The organism is Actinomadura fibrosa (assembly GCF_900659615.1).
Taxonomy (GTDB): Bacteria; Actinomycetota; Actinomycetes; order Streptosporangiales; family Streptosporangiaceae; genus Spirillospora; species Spirillospora fibrosa.
Genome location: NZ_CAACUY010000141.1, coordinates 1 through 23266, shown reverse-complemented (window position 1 = coordinate 23266; position 23266 = coordinate 1). Strand labels below are relative to the sequence as shown.

Sequence of the window (23266 nt, the reverse complement as noted above, 5' to 3'; positions counted from 1 at the left end):
GGCGGCGCGCCGCTCGCCGCGCCCGCGTCCGGCGGCGACGCCGGCACCGTGCTACCGCGCGGCGCCGACCGGCTGACGCGGGCGTTCACCGGGCTCGTCGCACGCCACCACCTGACGCCGGGCTTCGCGCTGACCGCCGTGCTCATCGCCATGGTGCTCGGCGCGGCGCACGCCCTGGCCCCCGGCCACGGCAAGACCATCATGGCGGCGCAGGCGGTCGGCCAGGGCCGCCGCTCGCGCCGCGAGGTGCTCGGCCTCGGGATCACCGTGACCGTCACGCACACCGCGGGCGTCCTCGCCCTCGGGCTCCTCGTCGCCGGCGGCACGGCGGTCGCGGCGCCCGAGCTGTTCCCCTGGCTCGGCGCCGCCGGCGGCCTCCTCGTCACCGCCGCGGGCGTCACCCTGCTCAGACGCGCGATGACCCGCACCCCCGCCCACGGCCACGGCCACGGCCACGGGCACGGGCACGGGCATGGCCACGGGCACGGCTTGGCGGACGGGTCCGATGCTCGTGACCGGCGGGCGCGGCTGCGGAGCATGCTGCTCATGGGGTTCGCCGGGGGCATGCTGCCGAGCCCGTCCGCGATCGTGGTGCTGCTCGGCGCGAACGCGCTCGGCCACGCGTGGTTCGGGGTACTGCTGGTCCTCGCCTACGGCGCCGGCCTCGCGCTCACGCTCGTGTCGATCGGGGTGCTGGTCACGCGGACGGGGAGCCTGCTCGCGCGGCGGCTGCCGTCGCTGCGGGCGCTCGCGGCGCCGCGGCTGCTCCCGGCGGGCACGGCGTCCCTGGTGGTGCTGCTCGGCCTGGGGCTCGCCGCCCGCAGCCTCGCGCCCCTCGTCATCTGAGGAGGCCCCGGTCGTGGACGGCCCGCACGCCGGCGCGGCCCGCGCCCCCTCGGGGCACGCGCCGCGCCGCAGGCGTCCCGGCGTGGCCACGGCGGTCAGCCGTTCCGGCCCCAGAGGTGGACGCCGGCCGCCATCAGCAGCAGGCTCGCCGCGCTGAACACGCCGCGGACGGTGTTCCAGGCCGTCCAGCGCCCGGAGTAGTCCGACCAGATCCGCGCGGCCTCGGCCAGGTCGGACGGGATCCTCACGGCGTCCAGGTCGTCGTTCATCGGGATGTTCACGGCGAAGCTCGGCAGCAGCGCGCCGGCGAAGTAGGCGGCGGCCGCGGCGAAGAAGAGGACGGCCGCCGACCGCTCGCCGAGGGTGAGCAGCAGGACGCCGGCGGCGATCGCGACGACGGGCAGCAGGATGAAGGCCCCCACGAACACCGGGTTCTGGATCTTCTGGTTGATCCCCTGCATCGCGGCGATCGCCGCGCCGGGCCGCGCCGCGTTCAGCCCCGGCATGACGCCGGCACTGAAGGCGAAGAACGTCCCGGCCATGCCGGCGGCCATGAGGATCGACAGGGCCGCGGACGCGGCGGCCAGCGAGAATTTCATGATCGGTTTCCCATCGGTTCCCGGGGCCGGGGGCAGGGCGCCCCGGCCGGTGGCGGTTCAGGCGTTCCAGATGCCGCTGGCGGCGGTGTCGCGCGCGTAGTCGGCGAAGTCCTTCGGCGCGCGTCCCAGCGCGCGCTCGACGCCGTCGGCGGTGCGGGAGTTCCGCCCGTCCAGGACGGTGGTGAACAGGTACGTCAGCAGGCCGACGACGTCGTCCGGCAGCCCGTGCCCGCGCAGGGCGTCCGCGTAGTCGGCAGCGGCGACCGGGACGAACGCGACATCCCGCCCGGCCGCGCGGCCGATCTCCGCGACGGCCTCCGCGAACGTCAGCGCCCGCGGCCCGGTGACCTCGTAGACCTCGCCGGCGTGCCCGTCCCGGGTGAGCGCCGCGACGGCCACGTCGGCGATGTCGTCGGCGTCCACGAAGGGCTCGGGCACGTCGCCCGCGGGCAGCGCGACCTCGCCCGCCCGGACGGGCTCCAGCAGGTAGTCCTCGCTGAAGTTCTGCGCGAACCAGCTCGCCCGCACGATCGTCCACTCCAGGCCCGAGTCCTGGACGATCCGCTCGCACGCCCGCGCCTCGTCCTCGCCGCGCCCCGAGAGCAGGACCACGCGCCGCACCCCAGCCTTCACGGCCGCCGCGGTGAACGAGCGGATCGCGGCCGGTGCGGCGGGGACGGCCAGGTCCGGGTAGTAGACGAGGTAGACCGACTCGGCGCCCTCAAGGACCGGCGCCCAGGTGGCCTCGTCGTCCCAGTCGAACGCCGGGTCCGCCGACCTCGACCCCATCCGCACCGGGACGTCGAGCTCCTCGAGCCGCTCGACCACCCGGCGGCCGGTCTTGCCGGTGCCGCCGAGGACGAGGACGAGGCCGCTCTGCCTGGTGTTCTCCGTGTTCGTCATGCCCTTTAGTCAACAGCCGCCTAACTTGGGCCACCATGGTTGAGAAGCTCGCCCGCATGTCCGAGCGTCTACGCTCGTCGCATGGACGCCCTCACCGACCTGCTCGACGGGCCGCGGGCCCGCGGAGCGTTCCTGCTGCGCGCCACGCTCACCCCGCCCTGGTCCATGCGCATCCAGGACGAGGCGCCGCTGACCCTGGTCGCGATGGTCCGGGACGAGGCGTGGATCGTCCCGGACGGCGGGGAGCCGGTGCGCGTCCGTCCCGGCGACATGGTGATCTGCCGCGGCCCGGACCCGTACACGGTCGCCGACGACCCCTCGACCAAGCCGCAGATCGTGATCCACCCCGGCCAGCGCTGCACCACCCCGGACGGCACGAGCCTGTCCGAGGCGATGGACCTCGGCGTCCGCGCCTGGGGCGACGACCCGGACGGGCCCTCGGCCATGCTCGTCGGCACCTACCAGATGCGCGGCGCCGTCACGCGGCGGCTGCTGTCCGCGCTGCCCCCGCTCGCGGTCGTCCGCGGCGACACCTGGAGGTCGCCGCTGGTCGGGCTGCTCGGCGAGGAGATCGGCAGGGACGAGCCCGGCCAGGAGGTCGTCCTCGACCGGCTGCTGGACCTGCTGCTCATCGCGACGCTGCGCGCCTGGTTCGCGCGCCCCGAGGCCGAGCGGCCCGGCTGGTACCGCGCGCACGGCGACCCGGTGGTCGGCCCGGCGCTCCGGCTCCTGCACGCCGACCCGGCGCACCCCTGGACCGTCGCGGGGCTCGCCGCCCGGGTCGGGGTGTCCCGGGCGGCGCTGGCGCAGCGGTTCGGCCGCCTCGTCGGCGAGCCGCCCATGGCCTACCTGACCGGCCTCCGCCTCGCGCAGGCCGCCGACCTGCTGCGCGAGAGCGACGCGACTCTGGACGCCGTCGCCCGCCGGGTCGGCTACGGCAACGCGTTCGCGCTCAGCACGGCGTTCAAGCGCGAGCGCGGCATCAGCCCGCAGGAGTACCGCACCGGCCCGGTCCCGGTCGCCTAGGCACCCGCGAGCGATCGACGATGAGCCACGTCCCGCGGCACGCCACCGCGTACACCGTCGAGGTGGGCGCGGAGGAGGACGCGCGGCGGCTCGCTGCGCTCCTGGCCGAGCGCGGCCACACCGCGGTCCGCGTCGCGTCGAGCGCTTCGGGCAATGAGGCGTTCGACCGGGCCATGGGCATCCGGTGGCGGGTCTCCAGCCTCGACGAGGGCCCGTACCCGACGGACGACGAGTACTGGTGGATGACCGTGGAGGAACGGGTCGTCACCGCGCTCGCGGACGGCTTCGGCGCCGCCATCGCGTGCGGCCAGGCAGGCGCCGAGACGGCCCGGCGCCTCCTCGTGCGCGGCGAGGTCGTCGCCGAGCGGACGGTCGAGGAGGTCGCGGAGTCGAGGCTGGCCGTACTGTCGCGGGAGCCGGCGCGCGCGCGGCCCCCGGTCATCGTCCACGGCTTGGGTTCCACGGACGTCTCCGGCGGCCCGGGAGGCGGTCCCGTCCCGCTGGACGGGCTCGACTCTGTGGACTGGGCGTCCCTCTCCCACGCGTACGGGCAGGCCGGTGACGTGCCGGACCTGCTGCGCCGCCTCGCGGCGAACGGCGAGGACTGGGACGACGCGATGCGGGAGTACTTCGGCGTCGTCGTCCACCAGGGGACGTGCTACGAGGCCACGCCGCCCACGATCGGGTTCCTCGTCCAGATCGCCTGCGCTCCGCAGCTCGCCTCGGACAGGCGGTCGCGCCTGCTCGCGCATCTCGCCCATCTCGCGACGCTCGAACCGGCCGCCGACGGCGACGAGGAGGCGTCGTACGAGGCACGCACGTCCCGAGCGGTCGCCGCCCACCTTCCCGAGCTGCTGGGCCCGTGGCCGGACGCGTCGCCGGCGCACCGGGCATGGCTGGTCGTACTGGCCGCCCTGGATCCGCCGGCGATCTCCGCGCGGGTGCCCGAGCTGCTGGAGTTCCGCCGGCGGGTCGAGGGGCCGAGCCCCGCGCTGGACCTCGCGCTGGCCATGATCACCGGCGCGGACGACGCCGTCCTCGACCGGACGCTGGAGGCGGCCGCGTGGGACGAGGAGGTCCCGCGGCTGCTCGAGCTCGCCGAAGGGCTGCGGTCGCGGCACCTGCGGGTCCTCGTGCACCTGGCCCTAGCCGAGTTCGCGGACGGCTGAGGTCCCTCGGCGGGACGTCCGGGGCGGGCGGGCGAGGTCAGCGGGGGATGTACAGGCGGATGTCGTCGACCTGGGCGCTGCCCTCGTAGAAGTTCATGTGCGGGTCGCCGATCATGAAGTGGTCGGGATAGGCGGACCCGGCGGGCCAGGTGTCGCGGTCGACGAGGGTGCCGCCCGGGCCCGTCCAGGTCCAGTCGGCGTTGTAGCGGCCGTCGTACTCCGCCGGGGTCCGGTTGTAGTGCCAGATCGGCTCGCCGTCCTGGACGAACGCGCGGGTGTAGCGGAACGTCGCGCGGCCGACGTGCGCGAAGTCGCCGGACATCTCCATCGTGTACGCGCCGTTCCGCCGCTCGATCGCGAAGGTGTACGGCTCGTCCGGCAGCAGCTCCGGCCTGAGGTCGACCGTCGAGACGATCGCGCCGCCCTTGGCGTGGCCGCACTCGCTGTCCATCAGGTACTCGGTGCCGGGCATCGCGGCGTACCGGCGGTCGTCGGTCATGAAGATCGCGTTGACGCCGTTGCCGGTGCCGCTCTGGTACGGCTCGTACTGCTTCGTCGCCGGGTTGCAGTACCGCAGGCCCGTGCCGGTGTACTTGTACCGGTTGTAGCCGTCCATGGCGACCTTGCGGTGCGCGTGGATGAACACGTTGTTGTGCGGCGCCACCCGGTCGTAATCCATGATCGACATGTAGTAGAAGCCGTTGGAGTCGGTGCGGACGTCCGCCCACCGGCACTCCGGCCGGGAGAAGTCGCCGCCGGACGCCCACGGGAAGTTGGTCTTGCAGCCGTCCGGCGCGTAGCCGTTGATCCGGCCGTCCGGGTAGTCCCACGAGCCGTTCCGCTGCCCGCCGAAGTCGAGCCCGCGCAGCGTCATCTCCACCCGGTACTCGGCGGGCAGCGCGTTCGTCGACCGGATGACGACGCCCGCCTGGTGGCTGGGCTCGTCGAGGTCGGCGACCCCGTCGTGCGAGGTCAGGGTGGGCGGCGCGTCCGGCGTCCCGTCGCCGTCGGCGTCGCGGGCGGCGAGCTCGGCGGTGAGCCAGCCGCGCTTCCCGAACGCGAAGGACTTGCGGTAGGTCTTCATCGTCGCGAGCTGCGTGCGAAAGGCCGGGCCGCCCACCGTGTCGAAGTAGGCGCCGTCGTTGTCGTACATGTCGACGTCGTAGGGGCTGGACGGCCCGTCGCCGTCCGGCCTCCAGGGGAATCTCGCGTCGTCGATGCGCCGGTTGAAGGACTCGGCGCCGACCAGCCGCCAGCCGGACGAGGCGGGTCCGCCGGACGCGTCGGCGCCCGCGTGCGCCGGGGGCGCGCAGAGCGCCGCTGGCAGGACCAGGGGGAACGCCAGCGCCAGCGCGGCTCGCGCGAACTTCCTCATCTCGCCGCCTTCCTCGCCGCGCGCGGGGCGCGGCCGTCGATGATCTTGGACCGACGGTAGATCGCCGGGGCAGGCTCCGGCCATGGCAGAACTCCACAAAGTGGTATTGACCAGTCTCCTCACTGGGACATACCGTGTGCGCGGACAGGAACAGCAGGTCAGGAGGCGGCGCGCGTGCAATCCCCCGGTGAGGCACGGTCTGGGCACACGAAACGGCAGGCGGTGCGCCGGGAGCTGCTGGCCATGCTGGAGGACCTGGACGTCGGCGACGCGCTGCCGTCCGAGCGCCGGCTCGCCGAGGAGCTCGGCGTCTCCCGGCCCACGCTGCGCCAGGCCATCGACGGGCTCGTCGCCGAGGGCCTCCTCGACCGACGGCACGGGAGCGGCACCTACGTGGCCGAACCCCGGATCGCGGTCTCGCTGACCATGACGTCGTTCACCGAGGACATGATCCGGCGCGGGATGAAGCCGGGCGGCCGGGTACTGTCGTTCCGCGCCGGACCCGCGGGCGCGCGGATCGGCCGGCGGCTCGCCCTGTCGCCGATCGAAGAGGTATTGACCATTCGGCGGCTCCGGCTGGCGGACGGCGCGCCGATGGCGATCGAGACGCTCTACCTGCCGCGGGCGCTGCTGCCCGGCCTGCGCAGGCAGGACCTGGAGGGCGCGTCGTTCTACGACCTGCTGCGCCGCGGCGGCGTCGAGATCGCCTCCGGCACCGAGACGATCGAGCCGACCGTCACGACCGCCGAGGAGGCCGCCGAACTCGGCGTCCCGGTGCACATGCCGGCGTTCCTGTTCGAGCGGATCACCCGGGACCGGGACGGCCGGCCGCTGGAGTACGTCCGGTCGCTCTACCGGGGCGACCGCTACCGCCTGGAACTCGACCTGAGACCGCCGTCCCACTGACCCGCCCCCGGGCGCACGGCCCGGGCCCGACCGTCCATCCGCGCTGACGGGGGCGCCAGCGCACGACCGAGACCCCCGAGAAGTGAGGCGACTGCACCGTGGACGTCATCAAGGACATCCTCACCTTCCTGGCCGACAACGTGTTCGGCCAGGTGCCCATCCTCATCGGCCTGATCACGCTCGCCGGGCTGCTGCTCCAGCGCAAGCGGTTCGAGGACACCCTCGCAGGGGCGCTGCGCGCGACCATCGGCGTCGTGATCCTGTTCATCGGCGTCGAGGTGTTCACCGGCGGGCTCAGCAGCTTCCAGACGGTGCTGGCCAGCGCGATGGGGACCAGCCCGCCGAAGGCGGAGAGGACCCTCGCGGACTTCCTCACCGACCAGGGCGGCACGATCGCGCTGGTCATCACCGTCGCGTTCCTGCTGCACGTGCTGATCGTGCGGATCTTCCCGGCGGCCCGGTACCTCTACCTGACCGGGCACCTGATGTTCTGGATCAGCACGGTCACGGTCGCCTCGCTGGTGACGGTCGCCCCCGGCGCGGACCAGCTCACGCTCGTGCTCTGCGGCGCCGGGTTCGTCGCCGCGTACTGGACCGTCCAGCCGCTGTGGATGCGGCCGCTGATGCGCCGCGTCGTCCCGGACGACCGGTTCGGGTTCGCGCACACCAGCTCGCTGTCCTGCCTCCTCACCGGCTACGCGGCCCGGCCGCTCGGCAGCCGCGAGAAGCACGACACCGAGAAGCTGAAGCTGCCCCGCCAGCTGTCGTTCTTCAAGGACGTCAACGTCAGCACCGCCCTGATCATCTCGGTCATCATGCTCGTCGCGGTCGCCTTCGCCGACCACGGCGTGGTGACGAAGGCCGCCGCCGAGATGGACGACAAGCTGTCCCCGTGGGTGTGGGCGCTGCTGGTCGGCCTGCGGTTCGCGGGCGGCATCGCGATCCTGCTGTTCGGCGTGCGCATGTTCCTCGGCGAGATCGTCCCGGCGTTCAAGGGCTTCAGCGACCGCGTCATCCCGGGCACCCGGCCCGCGCTGGACGTCCCGACCGTCTTCCCGTTCGCGCCGACCGCCGTCATGGTCGGGTTCGTGTCGTCCACGTGCGTGTTCCTCGCGGCCCTCGCGGTGTCCGCGGGCGCCGGCTGGTTCACGCTCGCCCCGCCCATGATCATGCTGTTCTTCGTCGGCGGCGCGTGCGGGGTGTTCGGCAACGTGGTCGCGGGCTGGCGCGGCGCGGTCCTCGGCGGCGTCGTCAGCGGCCTCGTCCTCGCCGTGGGGCAGGCCGTCACGTGGGGCCTGTTCGAGCGGACCGCGCCCGAGCTGGCGACGCTCGCCGACCCGGACTGGTACGCGATCGCCTGGCTGCTGAAGGCCGTGGACCCCGTGGTCGGCGAGAACTCGGTGTGGCTGGTGCCCGCCGTCGCGCTCGCGGCCACGGTCGCCACGCTGCTCGTCCTCGGCCGCGCCGAGAAGCGCCGGGCCCTGGACGAGGACGCGGACGGCGGCGACGGGGAGGCCCCCGCCGGGCAGACCGCCGCCACGAACGCCTGACCTTCACTCATTCAAGGAGACAACCGCTATGGCACTGGACCGGCAACTGGAGATCCTCGCGGTGTGCGGCGTCGGCATGGGCTCCAGCCTGATGCTGAGGATGACGGCCGAGGACGCGCTGCGCTCGCTCGGCGTGGACGCCCGGGTCGAGAACACCGACGTGTCCACGGCGCGCGGCATGACGCCCGACGTGGTGATCGGCCAGGGCATGCACACCGCGGAGATCGCCGACCTCGCGCCCGTCGTCATCACGATCAGCGACTTCCTTGACAAAGAAGGCTTGGAGGCGCAGCTCCGGGAGCGGCTGACCGAGCAGGGCTGGCTCTGATGGCCGTCGTCACCGCGTCCGACGGCGTCACCGCCGGGACCTGGGAGGACGCCGTCCGGGCGGCGGCCGCCGCGCTGGTCGCCGCGGGCGCCGCGGGCGAGGGCTACCCCGGCGCGTGCGTCCGCGTGGTCGAGGAGAACGGCCCGTACATCGTCCTGACGAAGGGGCTCGCGCTCGTCCACGCCCGCCCGGAGGAGGGCGGCCTGGCCGTGGGCGTCGGCGCGACCCGGCTCGCCGCGCCGGTCGAGTTCGGCCACCCCGACAACGACCCGGTGGACCTCCTCCTCGCGTTCTGCACGCCCGACGCCGACGCGCACGTCGGCACCCTCGCCGGGCTCGCGCGCGCCCTGTCCGGCGGCCTCACCGACCGGCTGCGCGCCGCCCCCGGCCGGGACGCCCTGGAACGCGTCCTGAAGGAGGCCGTGCCCGATGCCTGACGCCGCCCGGCAGGGCCTCCCCGGCCGGGTGCGGGCCCTGCTCGACGACGTCGACGCGGCGTCCGGCGCGGCGATCCGCGAGGCCGCCGCGCTCCTGCTGGACGCCGTCGAGGCCGACGGGATCGTGCACGTCGCCGGCGCCGGCCACTCCCTCGCCATGGTGTGCGAGACGTTCTACCGGGCCGGCGGCCTCGCCGCCGTCCGCCCGGTCTGGGACCCCGGCGTGCTCCCCCTCGACGGCGCCGTGCGCAGCACCCGCGTCGAACGCCAGGCCGGGGTAGGCCGCGCCGTCGCCGCCGCGGCGGCGCCCGCCCCGCCCGACGTGGCCGTGGTCTTCTCCACCAGCGGGCGCAACCCGTACCCGGTCGAGATCGCCGAGGAGTGCGCCGCCCGCGGCGTCCCCGTCATCGCGGTGACCTCGGCCCGCGCGTCCCACGGCGCCGCCGCCCGGACGGAGACGACCCTCGCCGACCACGCCGCGATCGTCCTGGACACGTGCGTCCCGCCAGGCGACGCCCTGCACCCGCCCGAAGCGCCCCGCACCGCCGCGGCGTCCACGATCCTCGCCGCCTACACGTGGTCGCGCGTCCTCGCCGACCTCGACGACCTCGCGACCGCGCGCGGCGTGGACCTCCCGCGCTGGACGAGCGCGAACGTCCCCGGCGGCGACGAACACAACGCCGCCCTTCTGGCCCGCTACCGCCACCGAATTCCGGAGTTGTAGGCAACGCTCGCAAATCGGGTGGAACGGTAACGGCGGGGGCGGCGTCGGTTAATGGTGTGGGTGCTCTTGTGCCGTTGTGGTGAACATGCGGGAAGCGGGGTTCGGCCGGCGGCGTTTCTCGGGCAGACGCGCCTGCGCACTGTGGCATGATGCGGGCACATCGGACCAAAGCTAGGAGTGAGATGACGACGCGACCGACCGAGGACGATCTTCTTGCCGTGTTCACGCGGGCGGACCTCGGCGGCGACGAGAAGCTCGACCTGATGGAGTTCACCCTCGTCCTGGAGAGCCTGGGCCTCGCCTGGACGCGCGCCGAGACGCAGGACAGGTTCGAGCGGGCGGACACCAACCGCGACGGCTTCATCTCCTACGGCGAGTTCCGCGCCGTGCTGGAGGCGAACGGGTGGGCGGAGGGCCCGCTGCCCGCGCCCCAGAGCTGAGCGGCGAACCGGTCAGGCCGTCCCCGTGCGGGGGCGGCCTTCGCCTTTCCGCGCACCGAAGTGTCTCTTGCCGCCGCCCGTGGACGGGGTTATGTTCCGGGCACTCCGGGACGGCACGGAAGGCACGGTGAACCCCCCATGTCGCTGCGGCCCGCGCGCTGGCTCGCGCTCGTCTGCTCCGCGGTGCTGCTGGCGTGGACGTCGCCGGCCCTCGCCACCGCCCCGGCCGCGACGGACTGGTCGGCGCCCGGTCCCGACGAGGTCGCCTTCGAGGTGCTCGCCGAGCACACGCTCTTCTACCCGAAGGACCTCGGGCAGGCCCGGCATCCGGTGATCCTGTGGGGCAACGGGACGTTCGCGATCCCGGCCGTCTACCTCGGGCTGCTGCGGCACCTCGCGAGCCACGGCTTCATCGTGGCCGCCGCGAACACGCCCATGTCCGGGTCGGGGAAGGAGATGCGCGCCGGCCTCGACCTGCTCGCGGCGCGGGACGCCGACCCGGCGAGCCCGTTCCACGGGCGGGTCGACCTCGCGCACGTCGGCGCGACCGGGCACTCGCAGGGCGGCGCCGGGACCGTCCGCGCCGCCGCCGATCCGCGGGTGACGGCGCTCGCGCCGATCGAGCCGGCCGGCGCCGACACGGCGTCGCTGCGGCAGCCGGCCCTGTTCCTCGCCGGGCAGAACGACCATCTCGTCGCGCCCGCCGAGGTGAAGGCGATGTACGACGAAGCGGACCAGGTCCCCGCCGTGTACGCGGAGGTGGCGGGCGCGGGGCACATCAGCGCGCTCCTCGACGGGCAGGGGTTCCGCGGGCCGGTGACGGCCTGGATGCGGGCGTTCCTGGCGGACGACCGGGAGGCCCGCGCCATGTTCTTCGGGCCGGGCTGCGGCTACTGCGCCGACCCGGCGTTCTCCCGGTTCCTGCGCAATCCGCTCGCCGGAGGCTGAGCACACCCCCACGGCAATTCTCGACCGCCTGCCCGCGAGCGGCCATAGTGCCTGGGGGCCAATGCCGATTAGGCTCAAGGCTCCTGTCGGCAGGACCGCGGATCTGTTGTCATCATCCCCATCCATCTCGTGGAAGGGGATTTCCATGAACGGTTCCGTGAAGGCGGCACTCGTCGCGGTCGCCGTGTCCACGACGGCCGGTATCGGTGCTGCGGCGCCCGCGCAGGCCGCCCCGCAGGCACCGGCCGCGGCCGTCCAGCGCGCGGTCGCGGCGGGCGACACCTCGGGCGACGTGCACATCCTCGCGCGCAGGAGCTTCAAGTGCAAGCGCAACAGCCGGGACGTGGTCAACCTCAGTTGGAAGAACGGCACCTTCAGCACGAAGATCTACTTCAACAACCACTGCAAGCAGCGCAAGAGCATTCGGGTCATCACCAAGACCGGAGCGCTCACCCGGCACCGGGACTTCACTCTCCCAGGAAAGACGAAGGACTACATCCTTTACCGGCACGGGGCGGCGGTGAAAGTGACGAACATCAAACCGAACTGGAAGATGTGACGCCAGCGGGAACCACTCCATCGGGATTCGCGGCTGCCGGGTCGCACTGCTCGACGGGCCCGGAACGCTGGATCGACGGCCGGGAGAAGCGCCGCCCTCCGCACACGGCGGAGGGCGGCACTCGGTGCGTCCCGAGTCAGCGGCGTGGGTCGCGGACCGGACGGAGCCCGCTCAGACGGCGCGGCCCCGCAGGGCGCGGTACTTGCGGACGAGCGCCGCGGTGGAGGCGTCCGGGGCCTCGGACGGCGGCTGCTCCGAGGTGAGCGCGGGGGCGAGGTCCATGGCCATGACCTTGCCGAGCTCCACGCCCCACTGGTCGAAGGAGTCGATCCCCCAGATCGTCCCCTCGACGAACGTGATGTGCTCGTACAGCGCGACCAGCTCGCCGAGCGTCTTCGGGGTGAGCTTCGGCGCGAGGATCGTGCTGGTCGGGCGGTTGCCGGGCATGACCTTGTGCGGGACGATCCCCGCGGGCGTCCCCTCGGCGGCGATCTCCTCGGCGGTCTTGCCGAACGCCAGCGCGGACGTCTGCGCGAGGAGGTTCGCGGTCAGCAGGTCGTGCATGCCGTCGCGGTCCTCGAACGGCTCGGCGAAGCCGATGAAGTCGGCGGGGACCAGCCGGGTGCCCTGGTGCAGCAGCTGGTAGAAGGCGTGCTGGCCGTTGGTGCCCGGCTCGCCCCAGAAGATCTCGCCGGTCTGCGCCACGACGGGGGCGCCGTCGGCCCGCACCGACTTGCCGTTGGACTCCATCGTGAGCTGCTGAAGGTAGGCGGGGAAGCGCGAGAGCCGCTGGCTGTAGGGCAGGACGGCGTGCGTCTGGGCGCCGAAGAAGTCGGTGTACCAGACGCCGAGCAGCCCCATCAGGACGGGCATGTTCGCGGCGAACGGCGCCGTCCGGAAGTGCTCGTCGATCTCGCGGAAGCCGGCCAGCATCTCACGGAACCGCTCGCCGCCGATCGCGATCATGAGGGGCAGGCCGATCGCGCCGTCGAAGGAGTAGCGGCCGCCCACCCAGTCCCAGAAGCCGAACATGTTGTCGGTGTCGATGCCGAAGTCGGCGACGCGCTCGGCGTTGGTGGACACGGCGACGAAGTGGCGCGACACGGCCTTCTCGTCGCCGAGCCGCTCGACCAGCCACGCCCGCGCGGCCTTGGCGTTGGTGAGGGTCTCCAGCGTCCCGAACGTCTTGGAGGCGACGACGAACAGCGTCGCCTCGGGGTCGAGGTCCGCGAGCGTCCCGACGATGTCGGCCGGGTCGATGTTGGAGACGAAGCGGCAGGCGATCCCGGCGTCCGCGTAGTCGCGGAGGGCCTCGTAGGCCATCGCGGGCCCGAGGTCGGAGCCGCCGATGCCGATGTTGACGACGGTCGTGATGCGCTTGCCGGTGTGGCCCGTCCACTCCCCCGAGCGGACCCGCGCGGCGAAGTCGGCCATCTTGTCGAGGACGGCGTGGACGTCGGCCGCGACGTCCTGGCCGTCCACGGTGAGGGCCTCGCCGGGCGGCAGCCGCAGCGCGGTGTGCAGGACGGCGCGGTCCTCGCTGACGTTGATGTGCTCGCCCCCGAACATCGCGGCGATCCGCTCGCGCAGCCCGGCCCGCTCCGCGAGCGCGACGAGCAGCTCCACGGTCTCCGCGGTCGCGCGGTGCTTGGAGTAGTCGAGGTGGAGGTCGCCCGCGGTCACCGTCATCCGGTCGACGCGCCCCGGGTCGCCGGCGAACAGGTCCCGCAGGTGCCGCCCGGCCAGCTCCTGCTGGTGCTCGGCCAGCGCCGCCCACTCGGGCGCCTCGGTGATATCAGCCATTGCCTTCTCTCATCTCCGGATCCCCATCGGCGATCATAGATCGACCGCGCGTGACCGTACCAAGCCCTTCCAAGCCCGGAGTGTTCCCATCCGGGCGGCCCTCTACCGGCTGCGCCGATATGGGCCGGTAGGGTCGGCCCACCGGCGCCCGGACGGAGGAGTTCCCGACGATGAGCGAGGCCCCGCGGGAGATCACCCGCCTGTTCGAGCTGGCGGCGGCCGGCGGTGACGCGTTCACGGCCCCGGCGCTGCCGACCGGGCGGCCGCGCCTGTTCGGCGGGCAGGTCGCCGGGCAGAGCCTGCGGGCGGCGTGCCTGACCGCGGCGGGGCGGGCGCCGCACTCGCTGCACGCCTACTTCATCCGCCCGGGGTCGCCGGACGAGCCGCTGCACTTCGAGGTGGCGCGGACGCGGGACGGCCGGTCGTTCTCGACCCGGCACGTCACCGCGAGCCAGGGCGGCAAGCCGATCCTGGAGCTGATCGCCTCGTTCCAGGACCCGGAGGACGGGTTCGCCTGGCAGGCGGAGCCGCCGACCGGCGTCCCGCTGCCCGAGGAGCTGCCGGAGCCGGCGCATCCCGTGTTCGTGAGGCATCCGGCCGGATTCGAGTACCGGGTCGTGCGGCAGCCCGCGCGGGAGGGGCTGCCGCTGCCCCATCCGTACTGGGTGAGGGCCGCCGTGCCGGTCGGCGACGATCCCGCGCTGCACGCGTGCCTGGTCACCTACCTGTCCGACATGGGGGTGGTCACGAGCTCCCGCGCGCCCGGCTCGCCGCGGAACCTGGTCACGGCCGTCACTCTGGACCACGCGGTGTGGTTCCACCGGCCGCCGCGCGCCGACCGGTGGCTGCTGTACTCGGTGGACCCGGTCGTCAACCACGGCGCCCGGGGCTTCGCGCGCGGCACGTTCCACACCGGGGAGGGGACGCTCGTGGCGTCCGTGGCGCAGGAGACCCTGCTCCGGCCCGCTTCCGATCATGGCCGTTAGGCTCGGGCCCGGTTCGTCCGTCCCGGGCGGCCGGAGCGCGGCGGAGGGGAGCACGGGGTGAGCGAGCGGGTCTTCTGGGTCGGCACCTACACCGGGGACGCCGGCGCCGGCGAGGGCGTCTACCGGGTGCGGCGGCGGTCCGACGGCGCGCTGGAGGCCCTCGGGCTCGCGGCCGAGGCGGTGTCGCCGTCCTACCTCGCGACCCATCCGGTGACGGACGTCGTCTACGCGGTCCGGGAGGAGGAGCGGGGCGCCGTCCTCGCCTACGCGGCGGTGGACGGGCGGCTCCGCGAGATCGGGCGGCGGAACGCGGGCTCGCTGCCGTGCCACGTGTCCGTCACGCCGGACGGCGGGCACCTCCTGGTCGCCGACTACGGGTCGGGGACGGTACGGGCCGTGCGGCTGGGAGCGGACGGCGGTTTCGAGGGTGAGCCGGCCGTGGCCGATGGCCATGGCAGCGGTCCCCGCATCGACCGTCAGGAGGGTCCGCACGCGCACGCCACCGCCCACGCGCCCGGCGGGTTCGTCCTCTCGACCGACCTCGGAGCCGACCTCGTGCGCTCGTTCCGGATCGGTGAGGACGGAGCCCTGCGCCTCGCCGGGGAGACGCCGCTTCCGGCCGGGTGCGGGCCGCGGCACCTCGCCGTCCACCCGAGCGGGCACGTGTACGTGCTGACCGAGCTGGCCGGCACGGTGATCGTGCTGCGGCCGAAGGACGACCACGGCGCGCTGGAGCAGGTGGCGGAGTCCCCCGCGACCGCGGAACCCGCGGGTGGCGAGGCGCTGTGCGGTGCGATCAAGCTGGGCGAGGGCGCCCGCTTCGCCTACACCTCCACCCGCGGCGCGGACGTGGTGACGGCGCACCGGGTGCTGGACGGCGGCGCGGGGCTGGCCCCGGTCGCGGACGTCCCCTCCGGCGGGCACTGGCCCCGCGACCTGCACGTGGACGGCCCGTGGATGCACGTGGCCAACGAGCGGAGCGGCGCGGTCGCGACCTTCCGGATCGGCGCGGACGGCGTCCCGGCGCCGGTCGGGACACCGCTGGAGGTGCCCTCGCCGGTCTGCGTCGTCCCCGCCTGAGGACCCGCCCGGGAACGGGTCCGGCGGGTGTTTCCTGCCCATGACCACGGGCAGGTCCGGAAGTGACCGAACGGGCGGCCGGGAACGGGCCGCTGAGCACGGGCACCGAGGGAGCTTCCGGAGATGACGACGATCGCCACGACCAACCCCGCGACCGGCGAGGTCGAGAAGACCTTCGACGCGCTGAGCGACGAGGAGGTCGACCGGCGCGTCGGGCGCGCGGCGGCGGCCTTCGCCTCCTACCGCCGCACCGGCTTCGCGGAGCGGGCGGGCTGGATGAACGCCGCCGCGGACATCCTGGACGCCGAGGCGGACCAGATCGGCGCGCTGCTGACGACGGAGATGGGCAAGACGCTGACGGCCGCGAAGGCCGAGGTCCGCAAGTGCGCCAAGGCGTGCCGGTACTACGCCGAGCACGCCGAGGGGTTCATGGCCGACCGGCCCGCCGACGCCGGGGCCGTCGGCGCGTCGGCCGCCTACGTCCGCTACGAGCCGCTCGGGCCGGTGCTGGCGGTCATGCCGTGGAACTTCCCGCTCTGGCAAGTGATCAGGTTCGCGGCGCCCGGGCTGATGGCGGGCAACGTCGGGCTGCTCAAGCACTCCTCGAACGTCCCGCAGACGGCGCTGTTCCTGGAGGACCTGTTCCTGCGCGCCGGGTTCCCCGAGGGCGCGTTCCAGACCCTGCTCATCGGCTCGTCCAAGGTCGAGGACGTGCTGCGCGACCCCCGCGTGAAGGCCGCGACCCTCACCGGCAGCGAGCCCGCCGGACGGTCCGTCGCCGCGATCGCCGGGGACGAGATCAAGCCGACGGTGCTGGAGCTCGGCGGCAGCGACCCGTTCGTCGTGATGCCCTCGGCGGACGTCGCGAAGGCGGCGGAGACCGCGGCCGCGTCGCGGTGCCTGAACAACGGGCAGAGCTGCATCTCCGCCAAGCGCTTCATCGTGGACGAGCGCGTCGCGGACGAGTTCGAGCGGCGGTTCGTGGAGGCCATGCGGGCGCAGAAGGTCGGCGACCCGATGGACGAGGCCACCGACATCGGCCCCCTCGCCACCGAGCAGGGCCGCGAGGACGTCGAGGAGCTCGTCGCCGACGCGGTGGAGAAGGGCGCCACGGTCCTGTGCGGCGGCGAGCGTCCGGACGGGCCCGGCTGGTACTACCCGCCGACCGTCCTGTCCGGCGTGACGGACGAGATGCGCATGTACCACGAGGAGGTGTTCGGGCCGGTCGCGTCGCTGTTCCGCGTCCGCGGGATCTCCGAGGCGATCGAGCTGGCGAACGGGACGGGGTTCGGCCTCGGCTCCAACGCCTGGACCCGGGACCCGGAGGAGCGCGAGCGGTTCGTCCGCGAGCTGGACGCCGGGGCCGTCTTCATCAACGGGATGACGACCTCGTTCCCGGAGATCCCGTTCGGCGGGGTCAAGCGGTCCGGGTACGGGCGCGAGCTGTCCGACTACGGCATCCACGAGTTCTGCAACGTGAAGACCGTCTGGGCAGGCGAGGGCTGAGCGCAGGGCTGAGCGGACGGTCAGGGGCTACGGGACGACGCGGAAGGTGGCCTTGGCCGGGCTGGGCCTGCTCTTGGCGGACGCGTAGAAGGTGTGCTTCCCGAGCGGCAGCGGCCCCGGCACGAACGCGCGGTCCTGGTTGACCGCGTAGTTGAAGGTGCCCTTGCGGTCGGCGAGCGGGCCCGGCCGCGCGGCGGCGCCGTCGAGCCGGACCGTGAGCCGCTCGCCCGGGACCCAGCCCGTCCCGTGCACGACGAAGATCGTCTCCCCGTCCCCCTCGGGCTGGTTCACCATGATCGTCGGGTTGCCGGTCGGGCGCGCGTCGTCCCCGCCGATCGGCGGGGGCGGTTCGCCGCGGGGGCCGCGGGGCGGCGGCGTCTCGGTCACCGAGGCCGGCGGCGGGCCCGCGTCCGGCCAGAACGACCGGCTGAGCAGGGCGCCCACGCCGACGAGGCCGATGCCGAGGACCGACATCAGCCCGTTGCGGGGCTCGCGCAGGAACGCCCGGATCGACGAACCGGACGAGCGGCCGTGCGTCCCCTCGCGCCCGTTCACAGAGGACCGCCCGTTCGCGGAGCGTCCGCCGGGCGCCTCCTCGTCGGGCACGGACGGGACGGCCTCCGGGACGGGGATCCGCGGCCCTTCGCCGTAGTCCTTGACCAGCGCGACCGCGGCCTCGGGCAGGTAGGAGCCGCTCGGATCGAGATCGAGGTACCGGGACACCGACGCCAGGATCTCACCGGGCGTCGGCCGGGCGCCGGCGTCCCGCTCCATGCAGCCGTGGACGAGGTCGTCCAGTTCGGGCGGCAGGCCCGTGAAGTTCGGGCTGCGCGTGGCGAGCTGCGCCATCAGCTCCATGACGCCTTCGCCGGAGTACGGGCCGTGCCCGGTCGCGGCGAACAGCAGCACGGCGCCCAGCGCGTAGACGTCGCTCGCGGCGGTCACGCCTCGCGAGCTCTGCGCCTGCTCGGGCGCCATGTACGCGGGCGTGCCGACCGCGACGCGGCTGAGGGTCATGCGGGCGCGCTCGCGGGCGTGCGCCAGCCCGAAGTCGATGACGCGCGGCCCGTCCAGCGAGACGAGCACGTTGGACGGCTTGAGGTCGCGGTGCACGAGCCCCGCCGCGTGGATCGACTCCAGCGCCTCGGCGCAGCCCGCCGCGAGCCACCGCACCGCCGGGACGGGCAGCGCCCCGGCCGCGCCCACCAGCCGCTCCAGCGACGGCGCCGGGACGTAGGCGGTCGCGAGCCACGGCACCTCGGCGTCGGGCTCGGCCGCGACGACGGAGGCGGTGTAGACGCCGCTGACCCGCCGCGCCGCCGCGACCTCGTGGCCGAACCGGGCGCGGAAGTCGCCCTCCCGGACGAGCTCGGCCCGGATCGTCTTCACCGCGACCAGCCGCCCGGCGGCCGAGCGGCCGAGGTAGACCCGGCCCATCGAGCCCGAGCCGAGGCGGCCGAGCAGCGCGTACGGGCCGACCGTCCGCGGGTCCCGCGCCTCCAGCGGGTCGAGCGGGCCGTCGCCCCCAGCCATGCGTCGCCTCCTCGGCTCCCTCGCTCCACCCTCCTCCGGAATCCTGCCCCACATGGTGCACACCGGAGGTCACGAAACGTCATCATCGCCAAGGGGCCGTCCAATCCTGGTCAGGATCGAACCGGTGGCCGGGCCGTTACGTGCGCCGGCCCTCCTCCCCGCGTCGGGGAGGAGGGCCGGTCTGCCGCGGCCGGGCGGGCTCAGTGGGCCGAGTGGGCCGCCGCCTCGCGCCGCACCTCGTCCATGTCGAGGGCGCGGGCCTGCGCGATGAGGTCCTCCAGGGCGTCCTCGGGGAGGGCGCCGGGCTGCGAGTACAGCACGACCTTGTCGCGGACGATCATCAGCGTGGGGATCGAGGTGATCTCGAACGCCGCCGCGAGGTCCTGCTCGGCCTCGGTGTCGACCTTGGTGAACGTGATGTCGGGGTGCTTCTCCGACACCCGCTCGTACACCGGGGCGAACGCGCGGCACGGCCCGCACCAGGACGCCCAGAAGTCGATCAGGACGAAGTCGCCGCCGCCGACGGTCTCGTCGAAGGTCTCCCGGGTCAGGGCCTTGGTCGCCATCACCGTCTCCTCTCTACAGTCCTTACGACGTCCCAACACCGCGGCCGGGGCCGCGATTCCCCGCACCGGGTACCGTCCCCGGCACGCCGCCCGTCATGCGGCCTCAGTGGATGCTCTGGGGGACCTTCCAGGGGTTGTCGTCGCGCAGCGGAGGCGGGAGCAGCTCCTGCGGCCAGCCCTGAAAGGCCACGGGACGCAGGAACCGCTCGATCGACGCCGTGCCGACCGAGGTGGTGGCGGGGGTGGTCGTCGCCGGGAACGGGCCGCCGTGCTGCATCGCGTAGGTGACGGACACGCCGGTCGGCCACTGGTTCCACAGCACGCGGCCGCTGCGGTCCGCGAGCACGGCGGCGAGCGCGGCGAGGTCGGCGGCCTCGTCCGGCTCGGCGTGCAGCGAGGCCGTGAGCTGGCCCGGCAGGTCCGCGAGGACGGCCGCCACGTCGGCGAGGTCCTCGTAGACCACGACGAGCCCGAGCGGGCCGAAGCACTCCTGCCCGGCGATCTCGCGGTCGGCGCGGAAGGCGTCCAGGTCCATCGCGAGCAGGCGCGGGGCGGCCGTCGCCTCGTCGTCCGGCCACACGAGCCGCCGGACGCCGGGGCGGCCGCCGAGAACGCCGGCGACCGCGAGGTAGCCCGACTCGATGCGGTCGTTGAGCATCGGCGCGGTGGCGGCCGCGCCGACGTGCCCGGCGAGGCCGTCGAGCAGCCCGGCGGGCGCGAACAGCAGGCCGGGGTTGGTGCAGAACTGCCCGGCGCCGAGCGTCAGGGACGCCGCGTAGCCCTTGGCGACCTCCTCCGCGCGGGCCCGGGCCGCGCCCGGGGTGACCACGGCCGGGTTGACGCTGCCCAGCTCGCCGTAGAACGGGATCGGCGTGGGACGCTCCGCCGCGATCTTCGCGAGGGCCAGGCCGCCCTTCTCCGAGCCGGTGAACGCGGCGGCGGCGATCCCGGGGTGCCGCAGCGCCTCCACGCCCTCCGCCTCGCCTTCGACGAGGCCGAACACGCCGTCGGGGAGGCCGGCGGACAGGATCACCTCGGCCGTCCGGCGGGACAGCCGCGGGTGGCCCGGATGCGCCTTGACCACGACGGGGCAGCCCGCCGCCCAGGCTGCGGCGGTGTCGCCGCCCGCCACGCTGAACGCGAACGGGAAGTTGCTCGCCGCGAAGACCAGCACCGGCCCCACGGCGGTGCGGTAGCGGCGCAGGTCCGGGCGGGGGCCCGTCGGCCACTGCGGGTCGGGCCGGTCGATCCGCGCGTCGTAGAAGGCGCCCTCGCGGACCTGCTCGGCGAACAGCCTCAGCTGGAACGTCGTGCGGGTCAGCTCGCCGTTCAGCCGGGTCTCCCCCAGGTGGCTCTCCTCGCCGGCGAGCGCGACCAGCTCGGCGCGGGCCGCCTCCAGCGCGTCCGCGACCGCGGTCAGGCCCGCGGCGCGGGTCTCCGGCGGCGCCGCGGCCCAGCCGTCCGCGGCGGACACCGCGGCGCCGACCGCCTCGGAAACGGTCGCAGGAACGGTCGCGGAGGTGGACGCGGTCGCGGGCGCGGCCTGATCCGATGTCATGAGGTGCTCCCTTCGTCGGCCCGGTCACGATTCTCCACCGTGTACCGAACCGCGTAGAACGTCTGGACGATCGAGCCGGGCCCTGCCCGCTCCTAGCCCGCTCCTAGAGGACGAAGCCCTCGGGGAAGGGGTCGGCGGGGTCGAGCAGGTAGGTCGCCGTGCCGGTGATCCAGGCCCGTCCGGAGAACTCCGGGATCACGGCGGGAAGCCCGCCCACGGTCGCGGTGCCGACGAGTCGCCCGGTGAAGCGGGTGCCGATGAAGGACTCGTTGACGAACTCCGTGTCCAGGGGCAGCTCGCCGCGGTCGTGGAGCTGCGCCATCCGCGCGGACGTGCCGGTGCCGCACGGCGAGCGGTCGAACCAGCCCGGATGGATCGCCATCGCGTTGCGCGAGTGCTTCGCGTCCGAGCCGGGCGCGAGGAACTGGACGTGCTTGCAGCCGCCGATCAGCGGGTCCCCGGGGTGGACGGGGCGGTCCGCCGCGTTGACCGCGTCCATGATCGCCAGCCCGGCGGCGAGGATCTCGTCCTTGCGGGCCCGGTCGAACGGCAGGCCGAGCCGCTCCAGCTCGGTGATGGCGTAGAAGTTGCCGCCGTAGGCCATGTCGTAGCGGACCTCGCCGAGGCCCGGCACGTCCACCACCGCGTCCCGGCGCAGCGCGAACGAGGCGACGTTGCGCAGCGTGACCTGCTCCGCGACGCCGTCGCGGACGGCGACGCGGGCCTCGACGAGCCCGGCCGGAGTGTCCAGCCGGACGACCGTCTCCGGCTCGGTCACCTCCACCATGCCGGTCTCCACGAGCACGGTGGCGACCCCGATCGTGCCGTGCCCGCACATCGGCAGGAAGCCGCTGACCTCGATGTAGACGACGCCCCAGTCCGCGTCCGGCCGGGTGGACGGCTGGAGGACGGCGCCGCTCATCGCCGCGTGGCCGCGCGGCTCGTCCACGAGGAACCGGCGCAGCCCGTCGAGGTGCTCGACGGCGTACCGGCGCCGCTCCGCCATGGTCGCGCCCGGGATCGGCGCGACGCCGCCGGTGACCACGCGGGTCGGCATCCCCTCGGTGTGGGAGTCGACCGCGCTGATCGCCCGGGCCGCGCGCATCAGGCCGCCCGCCGCTGCTTCAGCGCGTCGACCGCGCGGGCCATGTCGGCGGTGACGGCGGCGCGGTGCTCCTCTGTGAGCGGCCCGCGCGGCGGGCGGCACGGGCCGCCGTACCGGCCGACCTGGTCCATGCCGAGCTTGATGGCCTGAACGAACTCGGTGCGCGAGTCCCAGCGGAACGCGGCGACGAGCGGCTCGTACAGCGCCCGCGCCTCCGCCAGCCGTCCGGCCGTCGCCAGCTCGTACAGCAGCGCGGACTCGGCGGGGAAGACGTTCGGGAACCCCGCGAACCAGCCGGTCGCGCCCATCAGCAGCGCTTCGAGGGTGACGTCGTCGGCGCCCGCGACGACCTCCAGCCCCGGCGCCTTCTCCTTGATCTCCAGGACGCGGCGGACGTCGCCGGAGAACTCCTTCACCGCGACGACGTTGTCGATCTGCGCGATCTCGGCGAGCAGGTCCGGGGTGAGGTCCACCTTCGTGTCGATCGGGTTGTTGTAGACCATGACCGGCAGGCCGACGGACGCGACGGCCTCGAAGTGGGCGACGACCTCGCCGCGGTTCGCCCGGTACATGGTCGGGGGCAGGCACAGCACCCCGTCCGCGCCGTCCTCGGCGGCGAGCTCCGCCCAGTGCCTGGCCTGGTGGGAGCCGGGCCCGTGCACGCCCACGACCACGACGCCGTCGGCGCCGACCGTCTCGACGGCGGTCCGCGCGACGCGGCGGCGCTCCTCGTCGGTCAGCGACGAGTACTCGCCGAGGGAGCCGTTGGGGCCGACGCCGCGGCAGCCGCTGTCGACCAGCCAGCGGCAGTGCTCGGCGTACCGGTCGTAGTCGACGGCGAGCCCGGCGGGCGCGGCGGCGTCCTCGCGGTAGGGCAGCGCCGTGGCCACGATGACGCCGCCGAGGCTCGCGGGCCTGTCTCCACTGCTCATCTGGCGCTCTCTTTCTCGTCGGGGTCGGTGACCGGGGGGTTCGCGAGCTCGCCGAGCCGGACGGGCTGGGCGAGGGGCCGGTGATGGGGGTTCGCCCCGCCGATCCGGCCGGAGCCGATCCGGCCGGACAGCAGTTCGGCGACCGCCGGGCCGCAGATCCGGGCCTGGCACGGGCCCATCCCGGCGCGGGTGCCGAGCTTGACGGCGCGGGCGGAGCCGCCCGCCTCCTCATCCGCGGCGCGGCGCAGGGCGCCGAAGGTGGTCTCCTCGCAGCGGCACACGACGGTCTCGGGACGCAGCCAGCCGGGCCATCCCGCGCCGACGGGATGCGCGGCGGCGAGCCGGGCGGCGAACGCGCGGGCCCGGTCGCGGCGGCGGCGCAGCACG

Annotated in this window: 23 protein-coding genes and 1 pseudogene; 14 read left to right on the top strand and 10 right to left on the bottom strand. The window is 74.2% G+C overall.

Annotated elements, in window-relative coordinates; genetic code table 11:
- A pseudogene (locus E1300_RS32955) lies at window positions 1-846 on the top strand (High-affinity nickel-transporter); the annotation flags it as partial.
- Window positions 847-941: 95 nt separating this feature from the next.
- Here the strand turns inward: E1300_RS32955 and E1300_RS32950 are convergent.
- Together E1300_RS32950 and E1300_RS32945 are read right to left on the bottom strand one after the other, a co-directional pair.
- Window positions 942-1445 carry an anthrone oxygenase family protein gene (locus tag E1300_RS32950; RefSeq protein ID WP_131761017.1) on the bottom strand — a complete coding sequence of 168 codons (504 nt, stop codon included), beginning with the start codon at window positions 1443-1445 and terminating at the stop codon, window positions 942-944.
- Between the two features lie 57 nt (window positions 1446-1502).
- A complete protein-coding gene (locus tag E1300_RS32945) occupies window positions 1503-2348 on the bottom strand; it encodes an NAD(P)H-binding protein (RefSeq protein ID WP_131761016.1) in 846 nt (281 codons plus the stop codon).
- Window positions 2349-2429: 81 nt separating this feature from the next.
- On the opposite strand from E1300_RS32945, the gene E1300_RS32940 reads away from it, so the two are divergent.
- Together E1300_RS32940 and E1300_RS32935 are read left to right on the top strand one after the other, a co-directional pair.
- A complete protein-coding gene (locus E1300_RS32940) occupies window positions 2430-3374 on the top strand; it encodes an AraC family transcriptional regulator (protein WP_131761015.1) in 945 nt (314 codons plus the stop codon).
- Between the two features lie 20 nt (window positions 3375-3394).
- Window positions 3395-4543 (top strand): SPOR domain-containing protein, encoded by a 1149-nt coding sequence (locus E1300_RS32935; RefSeq protein WP_131761014.1) that lies wholly within the window; start codon window positions 3395-3397, stop codon window positions 4541-4543.
- Window positions 4544-4580: 37 nt separating this feature from the next.
- On the opposite strand, the gene E1300_RS32930 is transcribed toward E1300_RS32935, so the two are convergent.
- Window positions 4581-5918 (bottom strand): hypothetical protein, encoded by a 1338-nt coding sequence (locus E1300_RS32930; RefSeq protein ID WP_131761013.1) that lies wholly within the window; start codon window positions 5916-5918, stop codon window positions 4581-4583.
- A gap of 174 nt (window positions 5919-6092) precedes the next feature.
- On the opposite strand from E1300_RS32930, the gene E1300_RS32925 reads away from it, so the two are divergent.
- From E1300_RS32925 to E1300_RS32890, 8 genes are all read left to right on the top strand, one after another.
- Window positions 6093-6824 (top strand): GntR family transcriptional regulator, encoded by a 732-nt coding sequence (locus E1300_RS32925; RefSeq protein ID WP_242619539.1) that lies wholly within the window; start codon window positions 6093-6095, stop codon window positions 6822-6824.
- A 98-nt stretch (window positions 6825-6922) separates the two neighbouring features.
- Window positions 6923-8374: a PTS ascorbate transporter subunit IIC gene (gene ulaA, locus E1300_RS32920; protein ID WP_131761012.1), complete on the top strand. Its 1452-nt coding sequence runs from the start codon at window positions 6923-6925 to the stop codon at window positions 8372-8374.
- Window positions 8375-8402: 28 nt separating this feature from the next.
- Entirely contained in the window at window positions 8403-8702 is a 300-nt protein-coding gene (locus E1300_RS32915; RefSeq protein ID WP_165503101.1) for a PTS sugar transporter subunit IIB, read from the top strand.
- On the top strand, window positions 8702-9139 hold the full coding sequence (locus E1300_RS32910; protein ID WP_131761011.1) for a PTS sugar transporter subunit IIA: 438 nt from the start codon (window positions 8702-8704) through the stop codon (window positions 9137-9139). Before E1300_RS32915 ends, E1300_RS32910 begins: the two co-directional genes overlap by 1 nt.
- Window positions 9132-9863: a sugar isomerase domain-containing protein gene (locus E1300_RS32905; protein ID WP_131761010.1), complete on the top strand. Its 732-nt coding sequence runs from the start codon at window positions 9132-9134 to the stop codon at window positions 9861-9863. The genes E1300_RS32910 and E1300_RS32905 overlap by 8 nt, the downstream gene beginning before the upstream one ends.
- Window positions 9864-10045: 182 nt before the next feature.
- Window positions 10046-10303, top strand: coding sequence for an EF-hand domain-containing protein (locus tag E1300_RS32900; protein WP_131761009.1), 258 nt, complete (start codon window positions 10046-10048; stop codon window positions 10301-10303).
- Between the two features lie 138 nt (window positions 10304-10441).
- Window positions 10442-11251, top strand: coding sequence for a poly(ethylene terephthalate) hydrolase family protein (locus tag E1300_RS32895; RefSeq protein ID WP_131761008.1), 810 nt, complete (start codon window positions 10442-10444; stop codon window positions 11249-11251).
- 145 nt (window positions 11252-11396) lie between these two features.
- Window positions 11397-11810, top strand: a complete 414-nt coding sequence (locus E1300_RS32890; RefSeq protein WP_131761007.1) for a hypothetical protein — start codon at window positions 11397-11399, stop codon at window positions 11808-11810.
- 171 nt (window positions 11811-11981) lie between these two features.
- Here E1300_RS32890 and pgi read toward each other — a convergent pair whose 3' ends face one another.
- Window positions 11982-13613, bottom strand: a complete 1632-nt coding sequence (gene pgi, locus E1300_RS32885) for a glucose-6-phosphate isomerase (protein ID WP_131761006.1) — start codon at window positions 13611-13613, stop codon at window positions 11982-11984.
- 170 nt (window positions 13614-13783) lie between these two features.
- Here pgi and E1300_RS32880 point away from each other — a divergent pair, with 170 nt between their 5' ends.
- The 3 genes from E1300_RS32880 to E1300_RS32870 all read left to right on the top strand — a co-directional run bounded on the left by E1300_RS32880 (window position 13784) and on the right by E1300_RS32870 (window position 17185).
- The gene (locus E1300_RS32880; RefSeq protein ID WP_131761005.1) at window positions 13784-14599 is read left to right on the top strand and encodes an acyl-CoA thioesterase; all 816 of its coding nucleotides are present in this window, start codon (window positions 13784-13786) and stop codon (window positions 14597-14599) included.
- Window positions 14600-14656: 57 nt separating this feature from the next.
- A complete protein-coding gene (locus tag E1300_RS32875) occupies window positions 14657-15679 on the top strand; it encodes a lactonase family protein (RefSeq protein WP_131761004.1) in 1023 nt (340 codons plus the stop codon).
- Window positions 15680-15802: 123 nt separating this feature from the next.
- A complete protein-coding gene (locus tag E1300_RS32870; RefSeq protein ID WP_131761003.1) occupies window positions 15803-17185 on the top strand; it encodes an NADP-dependent succinic semialdehyde dehydrogenase in 1383 nt (460 codons plus the stop codon).
- Window positions 17186-17212: 27 nt separating this feature from the next.
- On the opposite strand, the gene E1300_RS32865 is transcribed toward E1300_RS32870, so the two are convergent.
- From E1300_RS32865 to E1300_RS32840, 6 genes are all read right to left on the bottom strand, one after another.
- A complete protein-coding gene (locus E1300_RS32865; RefSeq protein ID WP_131761002.1) occupies window positions 17213-18718 on the bottom strand; it encodes a serine/threonine-protein kinase in 1506 nt (501 codons plus the stop codon).
- 200 nt (window positions 18719-18918) lie between these two features.
- Window positions 18919-19284, bottom strand: coding sequence for a thioredoxin (gene trxA, locus E1300_RS32860; protein WP_131761001.1), 366 nt, complete (start codon window positions 19282-19284; stop codon window positions 18919-18921).
- Between the two features lie 103 nt (window positions 19285-19387).
- The gene (locus tag E1300_RS32855) at window positions 19388-20842 is read right to left on the bottom strand and encodes an aldehyde dehydrogenase (NADP(+)) (protein ID WP_131761000.1); all 1455 of its coding nucleotides are present in this window, start codon (window positions 20840-20842) and stop codon (window positions 19388-19390) included.
- A 103-nt stretch (window positions 20843-20945) separates the two neighbouring features.
- The gene (locus E1300_RS32850; protein WP_131760999.1) at window positions 20946-21947 is read right to left on the bottom strand and encodes a proline racemase family protein; all 1002 of its coding nucleotides are present in this window, start codon (window positions 21945-21947) and stop codon (window positions 20946-20948) included.
- Window positions 21947-22879 (bottom strand): dihydrodipicolinate synthase family protein, encoded by a 933-nt coding sequence (locus E1300_RS32845; RefSeq protein ID WP_131760998.1) that lies wholly within the window; start codon window positions 22877-22879, stop codon window positions 21947-21949. Before E1300_RS32845 ends, E1300_RS32850 begins: the two co-directional genes overlap by 1 nt.
- Window positions 22876-23266: (2Fe-2S)-binding protein (locus tag E1300_RS32840; protein WP_131760997.1), on the bottom strand; the 391-nt coding region annotated here is incomplete at its 5' end. The genes E1300_RS32840 and E1300_RS32845, both read right to left, overlap by 4 nt.

Bases quoted from the DNA above. Each gene is read 5' to 3' on its own strand.
- E1300_RS32910 (WP_131761011.1), top strand. From the start codon at position 8,702: ATGGCCGTCGTCACCGCGTCCGACGGCGTCACCGCCGGGACCTGGGAG.
- E1300_RS32890 (WP_131761007.1), top strand. From the start codon at position 11,397: ATGAACGGTTCCGTGAAGGCGGCACTCGTCGCGGTCGCCGTGTCCACG.
- E1300_RS32850 (WP_131760999.1), bottom strand. From the start codon at position 21,947: ATGCGCGCGGCCCGGGCGATCAGCGCGGTCGACTCCCACACCGAGGGG.
- E1300_RS32950 (WP_131761017.1), bottom strand. From the start codon at position 1,445: ATGAAATTCTCGCTGGCCGCCGCGTCCGCGGCCCTGTCGATCCTCATG.
- E1300_RS32845 (WP_131760998.1), bottom strand. From the start codon at position 22,879: ATGAGCAGTGGAGACAGGCCCGCGAGCCTCGGCGGCGTCATCGTGGCC.
- E1300_RS32935 (WP_131761014.1), top strand. From the start codon at position 3,395: ATGAGCCACGTCCCGCGGCACGCCACCGCGTACACCGTCGAGGTGGGC.
- E1300_RS32855 (WP_131761000.1), bottom strand. From the start codon at position 20,842: ATGACATCGGATCAGGCCGCGCCCGCGACCGCGTCCACCTCCGCGACC.
- E1300_RS32900 (WP_131761009.1), top strand. From the start codon at position 10,046: ATGACGACGCGACCGACCGAGGACGATCTTCTTGCCGTGTTCACGCGG.
- E1300_RS32880 (WP_131761005.1), top strand. From the start codon at position 13,784: ATGAGCGAGGCCCCGCGGGAGATCACCCGCCTGTTCGAGCTGGCGGCG.
- E1300_RS32915 (WP_165503101.1), top strand. From the start codon at position 8,403: ATGGCACTGGACCGGCAACTGGAGATCCTCGCGGTGTGCGGCGTCGGC.
- E1300_RS32930 (WP_131761013.1), bottom strand. From the start codon at position 5,918: ATGAGGAAGTTCGCGCGAGCCGCGCTGGCGCTGGCGTTCCCCCTGGTC.
- E1300_RS32865 (WP_131761002.1), bottom strand. From the start codon at position 18,718: ATGGCTGGGGGCGACGGCCCGCTCGACCCGCTGGAGGCGCGGGACCCG.
- E1300_RS32905 (WP_131761010.1), top strand. From the start codon at position 9,132: ATGCCTGACGCCGCCCGGCAGGGCCTCCCCGGCCGGGTGCGGGCCCTG.
- E1300_RS32895 (WP_131761008.1), top strand. From the start codon at position 10,442: ATGTCGCTGCGGCCCGCGCGCTGGCTCGCGCTCGTCTGCTCCGCGGTG.
- E1300_RS32870 (WP_131761003.1), top strand. From the start codon at position 15,803: ATGACGACGATCGCCACGACCAACCCCGCGACCGGCGAGGTCGAGAAG.
- E1300_RS32940 (WP_131761015.1), top strand. From the start codon at position 2,430: ATGGACGCCCTCACCGACCTGCTCGACGGGCCGCGGGCCCGCGGAGCG.
- E1300_RS32945 (WP_131761016.1), bottom strand. From the start codon at position 2,348: ATGACGAACACGGAGAACACCAGGCAGAGCGGCCTCGTCCTCGTCCTC.
- pgi (WP_131761006.1), bottom strand. From the start codon at position 13,613: ATGGCTGATATCACCGAGGCGCCCGAGTGGGCGGCGCTGGCCGAGCAC.
- trxA (WP_131761001.1), bottom strand. From the start codon at position 19,284: ATGGCGACCAAGGCCCTGACCCGGGAGACCTTCGACGAGACCGTCGGC.